The sequence below is a fragment of the Micromonospora sp. NBC_01740 genome, from assembly GCF_035920365.1.
GTDB lineage: Bacteria > Actinomycetota > Actinomycetes > Mycobacteriales > Micromonosporaceae > Micromonospora > Micromonospora reichwaldensis.
Genome location: NZ_CP109150.1, coordinates 4,109,529 through 4,127,835 on the forward strand (window position 1 = coordinate 4,109,529; position 18,307 = coordinate 4,127,835).

The following is an 18,307-nucleotide window of genomic DNA, read 5'->3' on the forward strand; positions in this document are numbered from 1 at the left end:
GCCGCGGTCCCTCTGGAAGCCGCGGGAAGACGTCAGGTCGGCGGAGCCGCCCGCGCCAGGCATGGCGGGCCGCGGCGCCGGTGACACCCGCGCGGGCCCACTGACCGCAGGGTAGAGGCGGTGCGGGGCGCAGGGGTGCGGTTGCGGGATTCCGGCAGTTCATGAACCCCGGGGTTACTCCGGGTGGGGTGATGTTTCAAGCTTCTTACGTCCGCCGTGACCTGACCCGCCACCGCCGTCCGCCGACCTACGCTGACCGGCATGCGGGTACTGGTCACCGGCGCCGCCGGCTTCATCGGGTCGCAGGTCGTCGACCTGCTCGCCGCCGAGGGGCACGAGGTGGTGGCGCTGGACGCGCTGTTGCCCCAGGCACACGGGGGAGAACTGCCCGAATGGTCCCGGCGGCACCATCCCGTTGTCGGTGACGTCCGCGACCCCGAGCTGCTCGACCGGCTCCTTCGCGGGGTCGACGCGGTCTGCCACCAGGCGGCGATGGTCGGCCACGGGCTGGACCCGTCGGACGCTCCGGCGTACGCCAGTCACAACGACTACGGCACGGCGGTGCTGCTCGCCGCCATGCACCGGGCCGGCGTGACCCACCTGGTGCTGGCCAGCTCGATGGTCGTCTACGGAGAGGGGCGCTACGAGTGCGCCCGGCACGGGGTCGTCCGTCCCGCCGCCCGCCGTCCCGCCGACCTGGCAGCCGGCCGGTACGACCCGACGTGCCCGCGCTGCGCCGCCGTCCTCACCCCGATGCTGGTCCCGGAGGACGCCCCGCTGGAACCACGCAGCACGTACGCCGCCAGCAAACTGGCCCAGGAGCACCTGGCCGGTGCCTGGGCGCGGCAGACCGGTGGTGGTGTGTGGGCGTTGCGCTACCACAACGTCTACGGTCCCCGGATGCCCCGCGACACCCCGTACGCCGGGGTGGCCTCGATCTTCCGCTCCGCGTTGGCCGACGGCCGGCCGCCCAGGTTGCTGGAGGACGGCCGGCAGCGCCGGGACTTCGTGCACGTCACCGACGTGGCGCGGGCCAATCTGCTCGCGCTGGGCACACCCCCGCCGGGGGATTTGGTGCCGGTCAACATCTGTTCCGGTGAGCCGCGTACCGTCGGCGAGCTTGCTGCCACCCTCGCCACGGCGATGGGCGGGCCGGCGCCGCTGGTCGTCGGCGGCGCCCGGTCGGCCGACGTGCGGCACGTGGTCGCCGACCCCGCCCGGGCGGCCGAGTTGCTCGGCTACACCGCGCGGGTCACGTTCGCCCAGGGGGTCGCGGCCTTCGCGACCGATCCGCTGCGTGAGCCGGCGGCGCTGCCGGCCTGAGCGATCGCCAGTGCGCTTCAGGAGACCGTCCAGACCAGGTGGCTGACCGCGAGCGTGGTCGCGGCCTGCCCGGCCAGCCACCAACGGCGCGTGGCCGGGGGCAGGTGGGCGGCGGCGATCAGCAGCCAGCCGACGAATGGCAGCCAGATCCGTTCCACTTCCGCCTTGCTCAGCCCGGACACGTCTGCCGCGAGCACCACCACTGCCGCGGCCACCGGCAGCAGCACCGTGGGCCCGCCGACCCGTCCGGCCACGGCCGGCACGGCGAACCGGCGGCGGGCCGGCCCGCGCGGAACGGTCGGCACGGACCGTGCCGCCGCGACAGCGGCCGCCACCGCGCGGCACAGCGCAGGCCCGAGCACCGGGCCGGCGGAGAGCACCAGCGCCGCCAGGTTCGCCCACACCCAGTAGCCGTACGGGCGGTCGGCCGCCCAGCCCTGGTAGTAACGTTCCACCACCCGCTGATAGCCGTCCCACCACCAGAAGCCGGCGAGCCCGAACGCGGCCACCACCGCCGCGACGCCCGCGAGGCCGGCGCACAGCGCGGCGATCCGGTCCGCCGGCCGCAGGACCAGCACGGCCAACGCCAGCAGGCCGACCAGGACGAAGCCGTACGACAGGTGCAGCGCGAAGCCCAGCAGCAGCCCGCCGACGGCGGGCGCCACCCGACCGCGTACCGCCAGCAGGGCCAGACCGGCGGCGACCACGCCGGCGAAGATGCCGTCTGCGGAGGCGCCCACCCAGACCGCGCCCGGCAGCAGCACCAGGAACGGCAGGACGGCGTGGGCGGCCCCGCTGGCGCCGAGCGCCCGCAGCGCCACCGGCACCGAGACGGTGACGGTCGCGCCGACCAGTACGCACGCCAGCGCGGCGGCGGTGCCGCCGCCCAGCCCGATCCGGTCCAGTCCGACGAAGACCAGCAGCGCCCCGGGCGGGTGACCTGCGGTGTGGGTGGACCACGAGTCGGGCTGGAAGTCGAGGATCCGGCCGGTGAAGCCGGCCAGCATCGCCGGGATGTCGGTGGTCCCGGGCACCTCGTGCAGGTACTCCGCCTGCGGGGTGAGCCGCTCGGTGAGCCCGGCCGACCAGCCGTCCACCAGCGCCAGCGACAGCGTCCACGCCGTCGACGCGAGCCAGGCCGCGCCGAGCAGCGGGACCCAGCGGGCGGTCCGGGCCCAGCGCACGCCCAGACCGATCACGCCGGCCGCCACCAGCACGGCCGCGGGTGTGCCCCAGCCGGCGTGCGGTTGCCAGGTGGCGTACAGCGGGGCGGCGTCCGCGTGCAGACCCACACCGCGGGCATTGAGGACCGCGCCGACCGTCGTGGCGACGGCGACCAGGGCCACCTCGACGCCCAGCACGGCCAGGTCGAGGTGCCGCCGGCGGGTTGACGTCCGACCGGGGGTGTCCGGCGGCGCGGTGGTCGTTCCCATGTCGACCGGACGGTACGGCCTGAGGCCGCCAGGTGTCAGCCGAACAGCCGAAGGTAACTGTCCGTTAACGACCGACTGGGTGCCAAAAAACGAGTATGGCCCGATCCGCCTACCTGGACCCGGGCGGCGTCCTAGCGTCGACGGTATGCCGACGCTGATCGACGTGGTGCTGCCGTGCCTGGACGAGGCCGGGGCCCTGCCGGGTGTGCTCACCGCGCTGCCGCCCGGATACCGGGCGATCGTGGTGGACAACGGCTCCCGGGACGGCTCGCCCGAGGTGGCCGCCCGGTACGGAGCCCGGGTGGTGCACGAGCCGCGCCGCGGCTACGGTGCCGCCGTGCACACCGGGCTGGAGGCGGCCGAGGCGGACCTGGTGTGTGTGCTGGATGCCGACGGCTCCTTCGACCCCACCGAACTGCCCGCCCTGGTCGCCCTGGTGGCCGACGGCGCCGCCGACCTGACCGTGGGGCGGCGGCGGCCGGTCGCCGCCGGGGTGTGGCCGTGGCACGCCCGCGCCGGTACCGCCCTGATCGCGGCGTTGCTGCGGCAGCGGGGCGTGCCGCTGCGCGACCTCAGCCCGATCCGGGTGGCCCGCCGCGACGCGCTGCTCGCGCTCGGCGTCACCGACCGGGCCTTCGGCTACCCGCTCGAACTGTTGATCCGGGCCGCCGCCGCCGGCTGGCGGATCCACGAGCTGGACGTCAGCTACGCCCCGCGGGCCGCCGGCACCCGCTCCAAGGTGTCCGGCTCGGTCCGCGGGACCCTGCGCGCCACCCGCGACTTCGCCGGGGTGCTGCGCGGCGTGGGACGGTCGCGATGACTGTGCTGCTGGTGATGGCCAAGGCGCCGGTGCCGGGCGCGGTGAAGACCCGGCTCGGCCCACCGGCCACCCCGGGGCAGGCGGCGCGGCTCGCCGCCGCTGCCCTGCTGGACACCATCGACGCCGCGCGCGCGACGCCCGGCGTGACGGCCGTGCTGGCGTTGTCGGGACGCATCGAGGATGCCGAGGCCGGCGACGAGCTTTCGGCCGCCCTGGTCGGCTGGTCCGTCCTGCCGCAGCGGGGCGGCGGGCTCGGCGAGCGGCTCGCCAACGCGTACGCGGACGTCGCGGAGTCCTTTCCGGGGCATGAGGTGGTGCAGGTCGGCATGGACACCCCGCAGCTGACCCCGGCGCGGCTGCGCGCCGCGATCCGCCGGCTCGCGTCGACCGACGCGGTTCTCGGCCGCGCCGTCGACGGCGGTTGGTGGGCGCTCGGGCTTCACGACCCCCGGCACGCCGTTGCCCTCCGCGACGTGCCGATGTCCACCCCGGAGACCGCGCGACACACCTGGGCGGCGCTCATCGGGCGAGGGCTGCGGGTCGCGCCCCTGCCCGTGCTGCGCGACGTCGACGTCTGGACGGACGCCCTGGCGGTGGCCGCCGAGGCCACGGGAAGCCGGTTCTCCCGCCAGGTCGCGGCACTCCGCCGCACCCTTGTTCCCGGCGGCCACCCGTGACGGTGCGCGCTGCCGGGCAGGCGGCTGGGCCGTGCGACCTGGAAGCAGGTACCGGTTCGGCCGACGGGCCGGGCGACCGCCGGGACGAGGGCGCCGCAACCGGCGGCGACGTCTTCGCCGCCGCCCTCGCGGCGCGGCCCGGCGGGCACTGGCTCGAGCACAGCGACGGCCGGTGCGATCCGCTGCCTGTGCACCGTTGGCAGGGCCCGGCCGAGCCGGCGCTGGCGGACGTCGTCGCCCGGTGCGCCGGTCCGGCGCTGGACGTCGGCTGCGGACCCGGCCGGCTCACCCTCGCGCTCAGCCGGGCCGGGCACGCCGCGGTCGGCGTCGACGTCTCCGCGCGCGCGGTACGGCTCACCCGGGCACGTGGGGCGGTCGCCGTCCGCCGGGACGTCTTCACGCCCCTGCCCGCCGAGGGACGGTGGGCTCACGTCCTGCTGATGGACGGCAACATCGGCATCGGCGGCGATCCGGTCGCGCTGCTCGCCCGGTGCCGGGAGTTGGTCCATGCCCGAGGGACCGTCGTCGTCGAACTCGAACCTCCCGGCCCCGGCCTCTGGTGCGGGTACGCCCGGGTGGGGTCCCGCTCACCCGACGGCGAACTGCGGCGCAGCGGGACGTTCCGGTGGGCGCGACTGGACACCGTCGCCGTGCACGTCGCCGCCGGAGCGTCCGGGCTGATGGTTCGGGACATGTTCACGGCGGGCCGGCGCTGGTTCGCCGAACTCGCCGCCGGGTGACGGCGCGGGAGCCGACGGCAACCGTGGCCCCACCGCTGCCGAGAATGCCCCGCACGTTGTAGCCGACAGGCATCGCTGGTCACGATTCCGGCACCGACGCCGCCGGACTCGACCCCAGCTGCGGGGATGCCGTGGCCCTGCCGAACAGGTTCACCGGCACTCGGTACCCCTACGTCTTCTACTGGTCCCGGCAGCAGCCAATGCGACTCATGCTCACCTGGTGGGGCTGACCGGCACTGCGCGCCGGAAACGGTCCCGAGCCAGCCGGGCGCGTCCGGTACGTCATCGCCTCGCTCGCCGATGACCGCCGCAACGATGCGGTTCAGGTACCGGACGACACGCCGGCTCAGGGGTCCCCTGAGCCGGCATGGGGGCTGACCCACGGCCGAAATCCGCGTCGTAGGCTGATGGCGCGGCCCACTCGTCGTACTGCGACACCAGTGGCTGATCCCGCAACTGGCGAGGACCATCGGGATGAGCGACGAAGACCTCGCCGGCTGGATCGGCACCCTCGACGCGGCCCGGGCGGTGCGGATCCAGCAGGCGTACCGCTCGCGTTCTTCGACCTGCGCATACCCCACCGGGGACACCTGCTCAACGGCCCGAACCCGGCCTTCCCGGACGCGCAACTCATCCTTGACGCGCTCAAACAGCTCGAGTGACGTTCCCGCAGCACGCTCGTGCCCAGGGTGCGCATTCCGGAACCGTGCCCGTTTCCCTACCGATCATCCGGAAGAGTTGCCGTGACGACCGTGCGGCCGGCGGCGTCGCGCGCGGTCACCGAGGGCGGCCGGGGGGAGCCCCAGACCACGACCAGGTGACCGTGATATCGGATGGGCAGGCGGCGGCCACCGACGACGAGCTGTGCGATCCCACCGCCGACAAGCACCGCCGCGGCGCGCACCCAGCGCTCAGTCCAGGGCAGTAGACGGTCGGAGTCGCGCCAGACGGCGGTGCCGCCGTTCACCAACACCTGGTGCGACGCGAGGTCGTCCCGGGCCCGTTCGAACGACTCTGCGGTGCGGTCCTCGTAGCCGCGCGATGACCCGCCGCCGCCCAGCCTCCGCCAGCCACCGTTGCCGTTCTGGACCAGTAGGTGGATCTCGTCCCAGAAACAGCCGGTGCCGCGGCGCAGGAAGCGCGTGGCGGCGACGTCCCCGTCCACGTCGACCGCGACCGGCGCGAACCGACGGCGACGGCTCAGCCGCACCGGTTGATCCGGCAGCCCATCGGCGATCAGCCGCATGCTCTCGGCCAAGGCGTCGTACGCCACCCGATGACCGTACCCACGCAGGTTGCCTTCCCGCAGCATCACCTCCGGCGAGCTCCTGAGATGCGCCGGCCGCCCGAGGGCGGGAGGCACACACCATCGAACGAACAAGTAGCCTGGATGAGGGTGCTTTATCTCCGGTTCCGGGAGGATCCGCGGCAATGCCGGATCTTGATAGGGTCGGCGCCCCTTCGGTGGAGGTCGGCGTAACCGGCGTTGCTGTTGGGGGATCCCGTCGTACCCATGCATCGGCGGTCGCAACTGCCGCCGTCGCGCTCGGCCTGCTCGCGTTCGTGGCGGACTCCGTCGCGGGCGTTGCAGGTCAGATCCTGAGGACGTTGACCAGCAGCGGCTTCGCCTGGGGCTTGGCGGCGTTCCTGGCCGGCCGTTCGGCTGCCACGGCGAAACGAGCGGTTGGCGGTGCAACTGCGCTGCTGGTGCTGGCCACGCTGCTCTATTACCTGCTTGTATTGGTGGTGAGCCGCCGATGGAGTGGGGGGACCCTGGAGGACGGCACGTCGGCCGACCTGCTGGGGCTGCGCTCGGTTGCCATCATGACGGCGCTATGGCTGGCCGGCTCCCTCATCGCGGGACCGATTCTCGGCAAGCTCGGCCATATCGTGCGGGTCGGCAAAGCCTCGACCTCGGCACTGGCCGCAGGGGCGGTATGCGGTCTTCTCTCCGGCGAAGGCTGGCAGGCCGTGATGTTGGCACCGCCCTGGCAACTGTTGACCGTGTCCGATCCGTACCAAGCAGAGTTCTTCCGAGGCGTGGTGATCGGGGAACTCATCAAGATCGTGCTTCCGATCGTCGTCCTGGCCGGGCTGGCCACGGCGCACCGCCTCTGGCGCACCTGGCATGTTCTGCTTACCGCAGCCGTTCCCAGCGGTGCCCTGAGCGCGGCGCTGTGGTACGTGCTCTACGCCGCAGCACACAGCATCTGAGCGCGCCGGTCAGACCGCACGCGCGGGTGGTGGGGCACGCCAGGCATCAGGATCAGCCGCACTGCGCCCACTTGACCATGCCGATGTGAGCGTGCAGAAGGGTGGACGTCACGAAGCGGCGCAAGCGTTCGTGATGGTCTGGGTCCACACCTCGGGGTGGGTGAACCAGAAGTCATGCGGTACGCCAGGCACGGTGGAGAACCTCCCACGTGGAACGAGTGCGGCGATCTGCGCCAGGGGCCATGGCGGGCGGATGTCGTCGCCGGCGGCGATGAGATGCATCGGTACGTCGCAGGCGGCGAGTCCGCTCCATAGATGAGGTCGATGGATCCAGTCGGTGAACGAATCGCTGAGAGCCGTATGTACCTCGGGCACCCAGTCGATGTCGACAACGGCCTCTGTGGCCTTACCGGCTTTGTACGCCTCGGACCACGTGCGGTCACGCTGGAAGCCCCTACCAGCGATTCCGACCACCGCGGCCACCGCCTCCGGACATTCAACCGCATAGCGTACGGCGAGATCACAACCCCAGGAATGTCCCACCACGGTCCAGGTGGTTACACCGACCGCTTCACGGATGCCTTCAAGATCGGTGATTGCCTGTTCCATGGTGTGCGGGCCGCCGCCCGAGCGACCAACGCCACGCGGTTCGGGGTACCAGGCACGGTGGCTACGAGGCGCGATTTCGTCTCGCTCCAAATACTGCACACAACCGGGACCACCGCTCAGGACGACGACGTCAGGGCCGTGGCCCGTCACGCCCACGTGCAACGCCGCGGCGCCTGTGTGAATCAACCGCGACTCCATGTCCGCGAACGCTACCAACGACAGCTTCCGCTCATGTACCCCTGAGCATCACTGAGCCCTTTTTCAACCTGATGTTGCTGGTCAGGCTGGTACACGGGGGCCGTAGATCGATGTAGGCGAGGCTCCAGGTAAGACAGCAAATCGACCAAAACCCGATGCCCCGACCGGGAGTCTCGCCTGTGCTGTCCTACCCCTCCACGATCTCGTTGTCCAGCCGGCCCTTGAGTCACCTGGCCGATCGCATCCGCAGCCACCGCAACCACCGCCGATCCAGGTGGCGGCGCCTCGAAGCGGGGTGCTCGGCTGACGACAGCATCAGGTCCATGCCGAGCAGTTCGCCGAGCGCGTCCGCGTTCGCCAGCAACCACGGCGTGAAGGTGTGCGCCTCGTGCTTCCAGACTTGCCGCACGTCGAGCAGTTCGAGCTTGCCGAGCGTGGGCAGTCCCTCGCTGGCGTCCACAAAGGTCATTTCGCCGACCGTATCGGCTTGAGGCCCATCCTGACGTCCCAAGTCCGCCTCTTGGCGATGGCATCGCAGCGTCGACCGTCACGAGGTCGATGAAGCCTCTCGATCGGGCATCCACGCGAGGAGGCGTACGTCCGACAGGCGATCCGCCGCCTCGGCGACCAGCGGTTCGTCGTGGTGGCGCGCGGCGGCCCGCAACCGGGCAAGTCTAGACGGCGCGTAGCTGGGGACCGGCGAGCCTGCAAGTCGGCGCTGAGCGCCGTTCCCGCATCGGTGATCGACTGCTGCGGCGGAGCAAGACGCCGCGAAGGCACGCCAGGATCTGGGCCGCCTCGGGCTTCTTCTGCTTCAGCGGCTCGCGGCGATCTAACCCCGGCGGGGAGGCGCGGCTTTGGGCCCGGTTTCACGCCGAGCCCAAAGCCGCGTTTCGGAGGTCAGCCCTTACGGCCCTGGGTAGCGACGCCTTCGATGAAGTACCGCTGGCCGAAGCTGAACAGCAGCAGCATGGGCAGCGTGACGAGCAGCGAGGCGACCATTACGTACTGGTAGTCGCCCTGCCCGCCGGCGGTGGGGCTGTACTTCGTCATGGCGTACGCGATGCCGAGGGGAGCGGTGAAGTCCTCCATCGACTCCCCGTTGAGATAGATCAGCGCGCCCTGGAAGTTGTTCCACGCCGCCTGGAACTCGAACAGGAAGACGATGACGAACGACGGGATGGACAGCGGCATGGCGATCTTCCAGAACAGCTGCCAGTAGTTGGACCCGTCGATGCGGGCCGCCTCGAACAGCTCCCGGGGCAGGCTCAGGTAGAACTGCCGTTGCAGGAAGATGTAGAACGCCGAGCCGAACAGGTTGGCGCCGAACAGCGGCACCCAGGTGCCGAGGAGACCCGTCTCCTTCCAGATCAGGTACATCGGGATCATCGTGACCGCGCCGGGCAGCATCATCGTGCCCAGGACCAGCCCGAACAGCAGGTTGCGGCCGGGGAAGCGGAAGTACGCGAACCCGAAGGCCACCATCGAGCTGGAGATGGCGACCGTTATCGCGGCGAGCAGTGCGATCGACACGCTGTTGAACACCCAGTGCAGCAGCGGCAGCTCGCTCCAGACCTGGACGTAGTTGTCCCACCGCCAGGTCTTCGGGATCAACGAGTTGTCGAACACCTGGCTGGCCGGCTTGAGGCTGGCCGCGATCAGCCAGACCAGGGGATACAGGAACAACGCGGCGAAGCCGACGAGCAGGAGGGTGAGCAGTACCCGCCCGACGGTCCATCTCGTCGGCCGGCGCCCGGGCTCCCGTATCCCTCCGGAGGGCGCGGCGTCCACGGCCTGGGCCAGGACGGGGGCTGCGGTGGGTGCCGTGCTGGGGCCGATTGTCGTCACGACCGCTCTCCCTCGTAGTACACGAAGCGGTTGCCGACCTTGACCTGGATGAAGGTCAGGATCATCAGGATGACGAAGAGCAGCCAGGCCATCGCCGCCGCGAAGCCGAAGTTGAACTGCCGGAACGCCTCCTGGAACAGGTAGACCGCGTAGAACAGCGACGCCTCCGGCGCCGGGTTGTTCTGGTCCCGCCAGAACAGCAGGTAAGCCTGGTCGAAGATCTGGAACGCCGCGATGGTCAGGATGATGACGTTGAAGAACAGCGCCCCGGAGATCATCGGCAGGGTGATGGAGAAGAACTGGCGGACGGGGCCCGCCCCGTCGAGCGAGGCGACCTCGTACAGGTCACGCGGCACGTTCTTGAGCGCGGCCAGGAAGATGACCATCGTGCCGCTGACCGTCCAGAGGGCCATGAGCACGATCGACGGCTTGACCCACGTCGGGTCCACCAGCCACTGCGGGCCCTCGATGCCGATGAAGCGCAGGCCCTGGTTGATGGCGCCGGTGTTGCCGTTCAGCAGCAGGAAGAAGATCGACGCCGTGGCCACCGCCGGGGTCATCTTCGGCAGGTAGTAGACCGTGCGGAAGAACCCGGCGCCGCGGCCCACCCGGTTGAGCAGCACCGCCAGCAGCAGCGCGAAGCAGATCTCCAGGGGTACGGCCAGCACGGCGTAGAACAGGGTGTTCGCCAGCGACTTGGCGACCTTCGGGTTCTCCAGCAGCGCCTCGTAGTTGCTGGTCCCGGTCGGCCGGATGACGTTGGTCGCCAGGTTGTACTTGCTGAACGAGATGACCAGGCTGTAGATCATCGATCCGGCGGTGAAGACGAGGAAGCCGATGATCCACGGCGAGATGAAGAGGTAGCCGGCCAGCGCCTCCCGGCGGTTGTACTTCCTTCCCCGGCCCGGCCGTTTCCTGCTGCTGTCGCGAGTGCCGTCGCCGGAGGGTGCGACGGTGGTACTTGTCATCCAACGCCTCCATGGTGTGCCGGGTGCCGGAGATTCCCGGGGTGGATCGCAAGATCTCCACAATGCGGCGTGGCGGGCTCCCGCGCCATGCGAGGACCCGCCACGCCCACGAGGTACGTTGCTGGCGGTCAGCCGCCGGTAACGGTCTTGTACGCGTTCATCGACGCCGTCTGGGCGTCGGCGAGCGCCTGCTGGGCGGGCTTGCTGCCGAGCAGCGCCGCGGTGACGGCGTTCAGCAGTTCCTGCTTGATCTGCTGGCCGGCCGGCGAGGCTCCCACGCTCTTGCCGGCGTCCGCGACCTCGTAGTACGTGCTGATCACCTGGTCGAAGCCGGCGTCACCGCTGGGCTTGACGTACTTCTCCCGGATGGCCTTGTCGGACACCGGCGACCCGGTGAACAGGCCGGTGTTGATGGACTTCTTCTCCTCCACCGTCTTGGCCCGAGCCTCGGCGGCGGCGTTCCAGGAGCCCTCCTCGGTCAGCGCGAGCGCCCACTTGCAGGCGGCCGAGGGGTTCTTTGCCTGGGCGGGGATCACGAACGAGGTGCCCCCGGCCTGGGTGACCGGGTTGCCGTCCTTGCCCTTGAACGGCACGGCGCCCAGCTTGATCTTGTCCTTGTACGGCGAGAGGACGTTGGGGTACCACTGGGCGTCCACCTCCGCCCCGACCTGGTTCTGGACGAACTGGTTCTTCTCGCCGAACATGTCGAACGAGTCGGTGAAGCTCTTGTACTTGGCGAACCCGCCCTGCGCGTCCACGATCTTCTTGAGCAGTTCGAGCGCGGCGACGTTGTTCGGGTCGTCCAGGGCGGGCTTGCCGTCGGCGTCGGCGAGCTTGCCGCCCATGCCGACGAGCCAGAGGTTGATCTGGCCGGTCGCCTGCGGGTTGAACCCGAGCGTCGTCGGCACGCCGCCGTTGGCCTTGTACATCTTCGCGACGGCGGTGAGCAGCTTGTCGGGGTTCGACGTGTCGATGTCGGCGTCCTGCACGCCCGCCGCGTCCATGGCCTTCTTGTTCAGGATGATCGCCGCCGGCTGGTAGAACTGCGGCACCGCCCACATCTGACCCTTGTACGTGACGTCGTTGGCCACCGCCGGGTACCAGCGGTCCTTGGTGACCTTGTTGACCTCCAGGCACTTGTCGAGCGGCTGGATGAGGCCCTGGGCGGCGTAGGTGAGGACCAGCTCACGGTCCATCTGCACCACGTCGGGGACGTTGCCGCTGGCCTGGCGGGTGGTGAACTTCTGCGCGTCGAAGCCGGTCTGGTCCATCTCGATCTTGACGCCGTCGAGCTGCTTGGCCGCGTACTCGATCCGGGCCTTGCCGACGTCGTCGGCGTTGTTGAACCCCCAGGCGCTCAAGGTCCCGGTGGGCTTGGCGTCGAAGTTCGCGGCCTCGCCGCCGCTGTCGCCTTCGGACGATCCACAGGCGGCAGTCGCGACGAGTGCGGCGGCGACGCCTGCGGCTATGAAGGCAGCTCGCCTTTTCCTCATCTGGGTCCCTTCGACGGCGTGCGGGGCCGGCGGGACCGGCCCTCAAGAGGCTGAAGTCAGCATGGAATCCGTACCAGGCGGGACCGTAGCCGAACGTGACACCGGACACAAGTGGGGAATATTTCCATTTAGTGTCGGCCCAGGTCAGAGGCAAACTGGGGTTGCCAGGAGGGCCGATGTGGAGTTGGATCCGGTGTGACAACGATGCCACAATCGGGGGCCTGAGTGTCGACCATCAGCCAGATCCTGCTCATCGGACATACCCACCACGACGTGGGCTACACCAACAGCCCGCGCCTGCTGGACGACCAGCACCGGCGCGTCGTCGCCGAGGTGCTGCGGCTCTGCGAGGCGGACCCGGAACCCGGCCCGGCCCAGTTCCGCTGGACGTTCGAGGTGGCCCGGCCGGTGCTGCGCCACCTCGCCGAGACCGGCGAAGCCGGGGCGGCGCAGCTGCGACGGCTCGTGCACGAGGGCCGGGTCGCCGTGACGGGTGGCTACCTCAACATGACCCAGCTGCCGTCCGATGCGGAGTTCGGGGCGGCGTACGACGCGCTCCAGGTGTTCCGGGCCGCCGGACTGCCGGTGCGTACCCAGCAGCACGGTGACGTCAACGGGATCGCCTGGGGCACCGTCGAGGCGATGCGCCGGGCGGGGATGTCCCGGCTCGTGATGGCGCTCAACCCCGACCACGGCCGGGCGCCGTACGAGCAGCCGACCGGGTTCTGGTGGGAGGGGACCAGCGGCCAGCGGGTGTTCGTCTGGCTCTCCACGCACTACGGCTTCGGCGAGCAGTGGGGGATCGTCGACGGTGACGTGGTCGCCGCCCAACGCCACATCGCGGCCTTCGTCGAGCGGCTGGCGGCGCGCCCGGACTACCCGTACGACGTCGCGGTGGTCCACGCGGCGAACGACAACCGCTGGCCGACGCCGCTGTTCCTCGACGTGGTGCGGCACTGGAACACCGTGCCGGGCAACCCGCCGATGCGCACGGCGACCATCGACGAGGCCCTCGACCTGCTGGAGCCGCAGGCCAGCCGGGCGGACGTGCCGGTCGTCCGCGGCGAGTGGTCGGACTGGTGGTCGCACGGCCACGGGCCCACGGCCCGGGAGGTGGCCGTCTACCGGGAGGCCCGGTCGTTCGCCCGGGCGGCCCAGACGAGTCTCGGGCTGACCCTGCTCCGGGGGGACGGCGAACCGGCGCTCGCCCACGTGCTCGGCTACCGGCGCGGGCCGACCCGGCTGCGCGACGCACACGAGGTGGTCGCCGACCTGGCCAGGGTGGACGAGGACCTGCTGCTGTTCGGCGAGCACACCTGGGGCTCCTGGGAGACGTACTCCAAGCCGCACTCCACCTTCAGCCACTCGCACTGGAACGCCAAGGCCGGATTCGCGTACCAGGCGTACGACCTCGCGCGTGACCTGGCCGTCGAGGGGATGTTCCGGCTCGCGGCGAGCGGCACGGACCCGGCCGGCGCGGCGCCCGTGCCGGCCGCGGGCGGCGGGATCCTCGTGGTCAACCCGACCGAGCGGGACCGGACCGAGCCCGTCGAGGTCGAGCTGGACACCACCCGCCGGGCGCGGCTGGTCGCCCGGGCGCCGGCCTTCGGTGTGGCACTGCTGCCGACGCCCGGAGCGTCGACGGCGCGGACCGGCCGGGAGATCGCCAAGGGGCCGTACCGGGTGGTGGTCGATCCGGCGCGCGGCGGCGTGGTGTCCCTGGTCGACCGGCGCGACGGCCGGGAGCTGGTGGACCCCGCCGTGCCGCACGGGCTGGGCGCGGTGGTGGTCGAGAGGATCCCCACCGGCTGCGACCATCCGATGGTGGTGCGCTCGCCCAAGGACTTCCATCCGGACTTCCCGGGACCGGACTTCGAGCGGCTGGTCGCCCGGGGCGAGGACGAACCGGCGATCACCGAGTCGGCCGAGCTGGCCACCATCACGTGGCGGGTCACCCCGGCGGATCTCCCGGCGGCCACCGTGGCGCTCACGCTCTATCGCGACGCCGACGTCGTGGACCTCGACGTGCACCTGGTCAAGCCCGCGCGGCTGGAACCGGAGAGCATCTTCGTGGCGTTCCCGTTCGCGGTGCCCGACCCGGAGTTCCTGCTGGAGACCGCCGGCGCGGTGTACGCGGCCGGGACGGAACAGCTCCCGGACACCAGCAGGGACTGGCATTCGGTCCAGCACGCGGTCGGTGTGACCAACCGTGACCACGGCATCCTGTGGGGCAGCTTCGACGCGCCGCTCGTGCAGGTGGGCGGCTTCCACACCGGGCGGTGGGCGCGGACCCTCGCGGTGGCCGGTGGACAGGTGAACAGCTGGCTGATGAACAACCTGCACTTCACCAACTTCCAGGCGAGCCAGGACGGCACCCGGCGGTACCGCTACCGGTTCGCCGCGCGCTCCGGCCCGGTGACCCGCGAGCAGGTCCGGGTGTACGGCCGGAACCTGCTGGAACCGTTGCAGGCGCGGCGGTACGCGGGGCCGGTCGGCGTGACGGGCGGCAGCGGGCTCCGGGTGGAACCGGCGGACCGCCTGCTCGCCGAGGTCCGGCCGGCCGGCGATCAGGCGGTGCGGGTACGGCTGCGCAACATCGGCGCCGAACCGGTGGCGGCCACCGTCGAGTGGGCCGGCCCGGGGGTGACCGGCGGCGGTCCGGTTACCGTCGCCGGCCACGGGATCGCCGACGTGACGCTGCGCCGCGCCGACCCGCCGTCCTGACCCCGGCGACCCGGGCGTGGTCTTCGCTTACGGACTCAGCGAAGATCACGCCCGGGTGTCACCACGCTCGCTCAGGCCCGCGCCGGCGTCAGCCGGAGCGTCACCACCTGGAACGGCGTCAGGGCGAGGTCGACGGCGTCGCCCTCGACCGTGACCGGGGCCAGCGCGGCGACCGATTCGTCCGCCCGCTCCAGCAGGTCGACCACCCGGGCCCCGGCGAGGGCGAACGAGGCGCGCAGGCGGACACGGGCGCGTCCGCCGAGCGACTCGTACAGCCGGACGATCACGTCGCCGGAGCGGTCGTCGGCCAGCTTCACCGCCTCCACCACGACGGCCGGGTCGCTGACCTCGATCAGCGGGTCCACCGGGTGCCCACCGGTACGGCGGCGGACCGGCAGGTTGGCCCGGTAGCCCTCGCGTACCGCGTCCTCGATCTCCGCCCCGCAGACCAGCGCGTAGCCGAAGCGGTGCGCGCCCCGGTCGGTGTCCGGGTCGGGGTAGCGGGGGCCGCGGAGCAGGGACAGCCGTACGGTGGTCGGCTGCGCGCCCTGCGCGTCGCCGGGCGGCCGGCGCGTCACGTCGTGGCCGTACGTGCCGTCGTTGACCAGCGCCACGCCGTATCCCGGTTCGCCGACGTGCAGCCACCGGTGCGCGCAGATCTCGAAGCGCGCCGCGTCCCACGAGGTGTTGGTGTGGGTGGGCCGCTGGAGGTGGCCGAACTGGATCTCCGAGCTGGAGTGGGTGGCCTGGACGTCGACGGGGAAGGCCACCTTGAGGAAGGTCTCCCGCTCGTGCCAGTCCACCTCGGTCTCGAACCGCAGCACGCGCTCCCCGGCGGCGAGGGACACCGTCTGCACGTACGCGGAGTTCCGGTCGTTGCGGCTGATCCGGACGCGCACGCACCGGGGATCGTCGGCCTGCACCGTCAGCTCGGTGACCTCGGTGAGGTCGTGGCGCCGGTTGCGGTAGAACTCGTCGACGTCCCAGGCGTCGAACTTGTTCGGCAGGTCCGGGTGCAGTTGCAGGACGTTGGCCGAGGTGCCGGCCGGCAGCACCTCCCGGTCGGCCACCAGGTCGCGGATGGCCGCGACGGTCCCGTCGGTGGCGATGCGCACCCGGAGCAGGCCGTTGTCCAGCACGGTGCCGTCCGGGCCCGTCCGCACCGACACCGCCGAGGCGCCGGCGTCGGGCCCGGTGCCGTCCGCGGGGGTCGTCGCGATTCCGAGCGCCGGCACGCCGGGCCGCGTGTGCGGCGCGGCGTTGGCGACCAGCGGCACCGACCCCGGGCCGGTGAGCGCCGCGAGCGCCGCGTCGATCAGCGTCTCCAGCCGGTCGGCCAGTCTCGCGTACGTCTGCCGGGCCTCGCGGTGCACCCAGGCGATCGAGCTGCCCGGCAGGATGTCGTGGAACTGGAGCAGCAGGGTCTCCTGCCAGACGGCGTCCAGCTCGTCGTACGGGTACTCGTGGCCGGTCCGCGACGCGGCGGTGGCGCACCACAGCTCGGCCTCGCGCAGCAGGTGCTCGGTGTGCCGGTTGCCGCGCTTCATCGCCGACTGGCTGGTGTACGTGCCCCGGTGGTATTCGAGGTACATCTCGCCGTTCCACACGGGCGCGTCCGGATACTCGTGCTCCGCCTCGGCGAAGAACTCGGCCGGGGTGCGGATGGCCAGCCGGGGCGAGCCTTCGAGGTCGGCGACCCGGCGGGCGATCTCCAGCATCTCCCGGGTGGGCCCGCCGCCGCCGTTGCCGTAGCCGAACGGCAGCAGCGACACGGTGGAGCGCCCGTGCTCGGTGAAGTTGGCCACCCCGAACGCCAGCTCGCGCCCGCTCAGCTCCGAGCTGTACGTCTCGGCCGGCGGGAAGTGGGTGAAGACCCGGCTCCCGTCGATGCCCTCCCACCAGAAGGTGTGGTGCGGGAAGCGGTTGGTCTGGTTCCAGGACATCTTCTGGCTGAGGAACCAGCGGAAGCCGGCGAGGCGGGCGAGCTGCGGCAGGGACCCGGAGTAGCCGAACGAGTCCGGCAGCCAGACCTCGCGTGGTTCGATGCCGAACTCGGCGGCGAAGAACCGCTTGCCCTGGGTGAACTGGCGCACCAGGGCCTCGCCGCCCGGCATGTTGGTGTCGGACTCCACCCACATGCCGCCGACCGGCAGGAACTGCCCGCTGGCCACCTTCTCCGCCACGCGGCGGTACACCTGCGGGTGGTGCTCGCGCAGCCAGGCGTACTGCTGGGCGGAGGAGCAGGCGAAGACGAGTTCGGGGTACTCGTCGGCGAGCGCCACGACGTTCGAGAAGGTGCGCGAGCACTTGCGGATCGTCTCGCGTACCGGCCAGAGCCAGGCCGAGTCGATGTGCGCGTGGCCGACGGCGGTGACCCGGTGGGCGCTCGGCGCCGCCGGGGAGGCGAGGACGCCGGCCAGCCGCTTGCGGGCGGCGGGCGCGCTGCCGGTGAGGTCGCCGAGGTCCAGCTCGTCGAGCATCAGCTCCAGGGCGCGACGGATCTCGTGGTGCCGCGGGTCGGTCACGGCCAGCTCCAGGGCGAGCTGGTGCAGCACCTGCACGTCCAGGACGAGCGCGTACACCTCCTCGTCCCGCAGCGCCAGTTCCGCCCGGTCGAGCCGGTAGAGCGGCGTGTCGGGGGCGGTCTCCCGGTCCCCGAGCTGCGTGACGGTGCCGTCGAAGCGCGGGTTCGCCGCGGCCTCGACGTACACCTCGACGCGCTCGCCGCCGCCCGCCTCCCGCGCCACCGGAACGTACGCCGTGCGCGGCTCGATGCCCTTGATCGGAGTGCCGTCCGCCGTGTACGCGAGGCCCTCCGAGCGGAAGCCGGGCCCGGCCCGTTCGAAGCCGAGATCGACGATCAGTTCGACCCGCCCGCCGCGCATCCGCTCGGGCACCTCGCCGGTGAACCGGAACCAGGTGGTGCTCCAGGCGGGACCCCAGAACTGGCCCACGGCGAACGGCGCGTAGGGCAGCGCCAGCCCGACGTCGGCGGGCACCGGCTCGCCGGGCAGGTGGGCCGCCTCGACGGTCACGGGTTCGACGTCGCGGTGGATCGCGGGGATCAAGCGTTCGAGCAGAACCCGGTCGATCCGTTGGGTCAGGTTGGACAGAGAGCGATGCATCGGGAAGCTCCCGGGGGAGTGAGCGGCCGGGCCGCTTGTGGGAACGAATCCACAGACGCAACCACACGCTTTTTGCTTGTGTCAATGCGTTCTGTCCGGCCGATACCTGGCCCTGTAGGGGTACTTCCGCTATCT

At 71.4% G+C, this 18,307-nt stretch carries 14 protein-coding genes; 6 read left to right on the top strand and 8 right to left on the bottom strand.

Going from position 1 to position 18,307, the window contains the following annotated elements; translation table 11 throughout:
• Window positions 1-261: 261 nt before the first annotated feature.
• Window positions 262-1,323: an NAD-dependent epimerase/dehydratase family protein gene (locus OG989_RS19070; protein WP_327027864.1), complete on the top strand. Its 1,062-nt coding sequence runs from the start codon at window positions 262-264 to the stop codon at window positions 1,321-1,323.
• 17 nt (window positions 1,324-1,340) lie between these two features.
• Here the strand turns inward: OG989_RS19070 and OG989_RS19075 are convergent, their stop codons facing one another.
• A complete protein-coding gene (locus OG989_RS19075) occupies window positions 1,341-2,756 on the bottom strand; it encodes a hypothetical protein (RefSeq protein ID WP_327027865.1) in 1,416 nt (471 codons plus the stop codon).
• A gap of 145 nt (window positions 2,757-2,901) precedes the next feature.
• Between OG989_RS19075 and OG989_RS19080 the strand changes: the two genes are divergently transcribed.
• Genes OG989_RS19080 through OG989_RS19090 form a run of 3 tightly spaced genes read left to right on the top strand, consistent with a single transcriptional unit; the run spans window position 2,902 to window position 4,993 of the window.
• Window positions 2,902-3,576 (top strand): glycosyltransferase family 2 protein, encoded by a 675-nt coding sequence (locus OG989_RS19080; RefSeq protein ID WP_151452536.1) that lies wholly within the window; start codon window positions 2,902-2,904, stop codon window positions 3,574-3,576.
• Window positions 3,573-4,253, top strand: coding sequence for a TIGR04282 family arsenosugar biosynthesis glycosyltransferase (locus OG989_RS19085; protein WP_151452537.1), 681 nt, complete (start codon window positions 3,573-3,575; stop codon window positions 4,251-4,253). Before OG989_RS19080 ends, OG989_RS19085 begins: the two co-directional genes overlap by 4 nt.
• On the top strand, window positions 4,250-4,993 hold the full coding sequence (locus OG989_RS19090; RefSeq protein WP_442791873.1) for a class I SAM-dependent methyltransferase: 744 nt from the start codon (window positions 4,250-4,252) through the stop codon (window positions 4,991-4,993). The genes OG989_RS19085 and OG989_RS19090 overlap by 4 nt, the downstream gene beginning before the upstream one ends.
• Window positions 4,994-5,711: 718 nt before the next feature.
• Here OG989_RS19090 and OG989_RS19095 read toward each other — a convergent pair.
• On the bottom strand, window positions 5,712-6,266 hold the full coding sequence (locus OG989_RS19095; RefSeq protein ID WP_327027866.1) for a hypothetical protein: 555 nt from the start codon (window positions 6,264-6,266) through the stop codon (window positions 5,712-5,714).
• Between the two features lie 158 nt (window positions 6,267-6,424).
• Between OG989_RS19095 and OG989_RS19100 the strand changes: the two genes are divergently transcribed.
• Window positions 6,425-7,207 (top strand): hypothetical protein, encoded by a 783-nt coding sequence (locus OG989_RS19100; RefSeq protein ID WP_327027868.1) that lies wholly within the window; start codon window positions 6,425-6,427, stop codon window positions 7,205-7,207.
• A 108-nt stretch (window positions 7,208-7,315) separates the two neighbouring features.
• Here the strand turns inward: OG989_RS19100 and OG989_RS19105 are convergent, their stop codons facing one another.
• From OG989_RS19105 to OG989_RS19125, 5 genes are all read right to left on the bottom strand, one after another.
• A complete protein-coding gene (locus OG989_RS19105) occupies window positions 7,316-8,014 on the bottom strand; it encodes an alpha/beta fold hydrolase (protein WP_327027870.1) in 699 nt (232 codons plus the stop codon).
• Window positions 8,015-8,240: 226 nt separating this feature from the next.
• Window positions 8,241-8,483, bottom strand: coding sequence for a hypothetical protein (locus tag OG989_RS31960; RefSeq protein ID WP_442791874.1), 243 nt, complete (start codon window positions 8,481-8,483; stop codon window positions 8,241-8,243).
• Window positions 8,484-8,914: 431 nt separating this feature from the next.
• A complete protein-coding gene (locus tag OG989_RS19115) occupies window positions 8,915-9,862 on the bottom strand; it encodes a carbohydrate ABC transporter permease (RefSeq protein WP_327027871.1) in 948 nt (315 codons plus the stop codon).
• The gene (locus OG989_RS19120; protein ID WP_151452542.1) at window positions 9,859-10,830 is read right to left on the bottom strand and encodes a carbohydrate ABC transporter permease; all 972 of its coding nucleotides are present in this window, start codon (window positions 10,828-10,830) and stop codon (window positions 9,859-9,861) included. Before OG989_RS19120 ends, OG989_RS19115 begins: the two co-directional genes overlap by 4 nt.
• Window positions 10,831-10,958: 128 nt before the next feature.
• A complete protein-coding gene (locus OG989_RS19125; RefSeq protein WP_151452543.1) occupies window positions 10,959-12,323 on the bottom strand; it encodes an ABC transporter substrate-binding protein in 1,365 nt (454 codons plus the stop codon).
• Between the two features lie 225 nt (window positions 12,324-12,548).
• Between OG989_RS19125 and OG989_RS19130 the strand changes: the two genes are divergently transcribed.
• Window positions 12,549-15,047: a hypothetical protein gene (locus OG989_RS19130; protein ID WP_327027874.1), complete on the top strand. Its 2,499-nt coding sequence runs from the start codon at window positions 12,549-12,551 to the stop codon at window positions 15,045-15,047.
• A 71-nt stretch (window positions 15,048-15,118) separates the two neighbouring features.
• Here the strand turns inward: OG989_RS19130 and OG989_RS19135 are convergent, their stop codons facing one another.
• Window positions 15,119-18,172: an alpha-mannosidase gene (locus OG989_RS19135; protein ID WP_327027875.1), complete on the bottom strand. Its 3,054-nt coding sequence runs from the start codon at window positions 18,170-18,172 to the stop codon at window positions 15,119-15,121.
• Between the last annotated feature and the right edge of the window lie 135 nt (window positions 18,173-18,307).

Coding starts and splice junctions, on each gene's coding strand:
- OG989_RS19125 (WP_151452543.1), bottom strand. CDS start 12,323: ATGAGGAAAAGGCGAGCTGCCTTCATAGCCGCAGGCGTCGCCGCCGCA.
- OG989_RS19105 (WP_327027870.1), bottom strand. CDS start 8,014: ATGGAGTCGCGGTTGATTCACACAGGCGCCGCGGCGTTGCACGTGGGC.
- OG989_RS19080 (WP_151452536.1), top strand. CDS start 2,902: ATGCCGACGCTGATCGACGTGGTGCTGCCGTGCCTGGACGAGGCCGGG.
- OG989_RS19120 (WP_151452542.1), bottom strand. CDS start 10,830: ATGACAAGTACCACCGTCGCACCCTCCGGCGACGGCACTCGCGACAGC.
- OG989_RS19085 (WP_151452537.1), top strand. CDS start 3,573: ATGACTGTGCTGCTGGTGATGGCCAAGGCGCCGGTGCCGGGCGCGGTG.
- OG989_RS19135 (WP_327027875.1), bottom strand. CDS start 18,172: ATGCATCGCTCTCTGTCCAACCTGACCCAACGGATCGACCGGGTTCTG.
- OG989_RS19075 (WP_327027865.1), bottom strand. CDS start 2,756: ATGGGAACGACCACCGCGCCGCCGGACACCCCCGGTCGGACGTCAACC.
- OG989_RS31960 (WP_442791874.1), bottom strand. CDS start 8,483: ATGACCTTTGTGGACGCCAGCGAGGGACTGCCCACGCTCGGCAAGCTC.
- OG989_RS19100 (WP_327027868.1), top strand. CDS start 6,425: ATGCCGGATCTTGATAGGGTCGGCGCCCCTTCGGTGGAGGTCGGCGTA.
- OG989_RS19070 (WP_327027864.1), top strand. CDS start 262: ATGCGGGTACTGGTCACCGGCGCCGCCGGCTTCATCGGGTCGCAGGTC.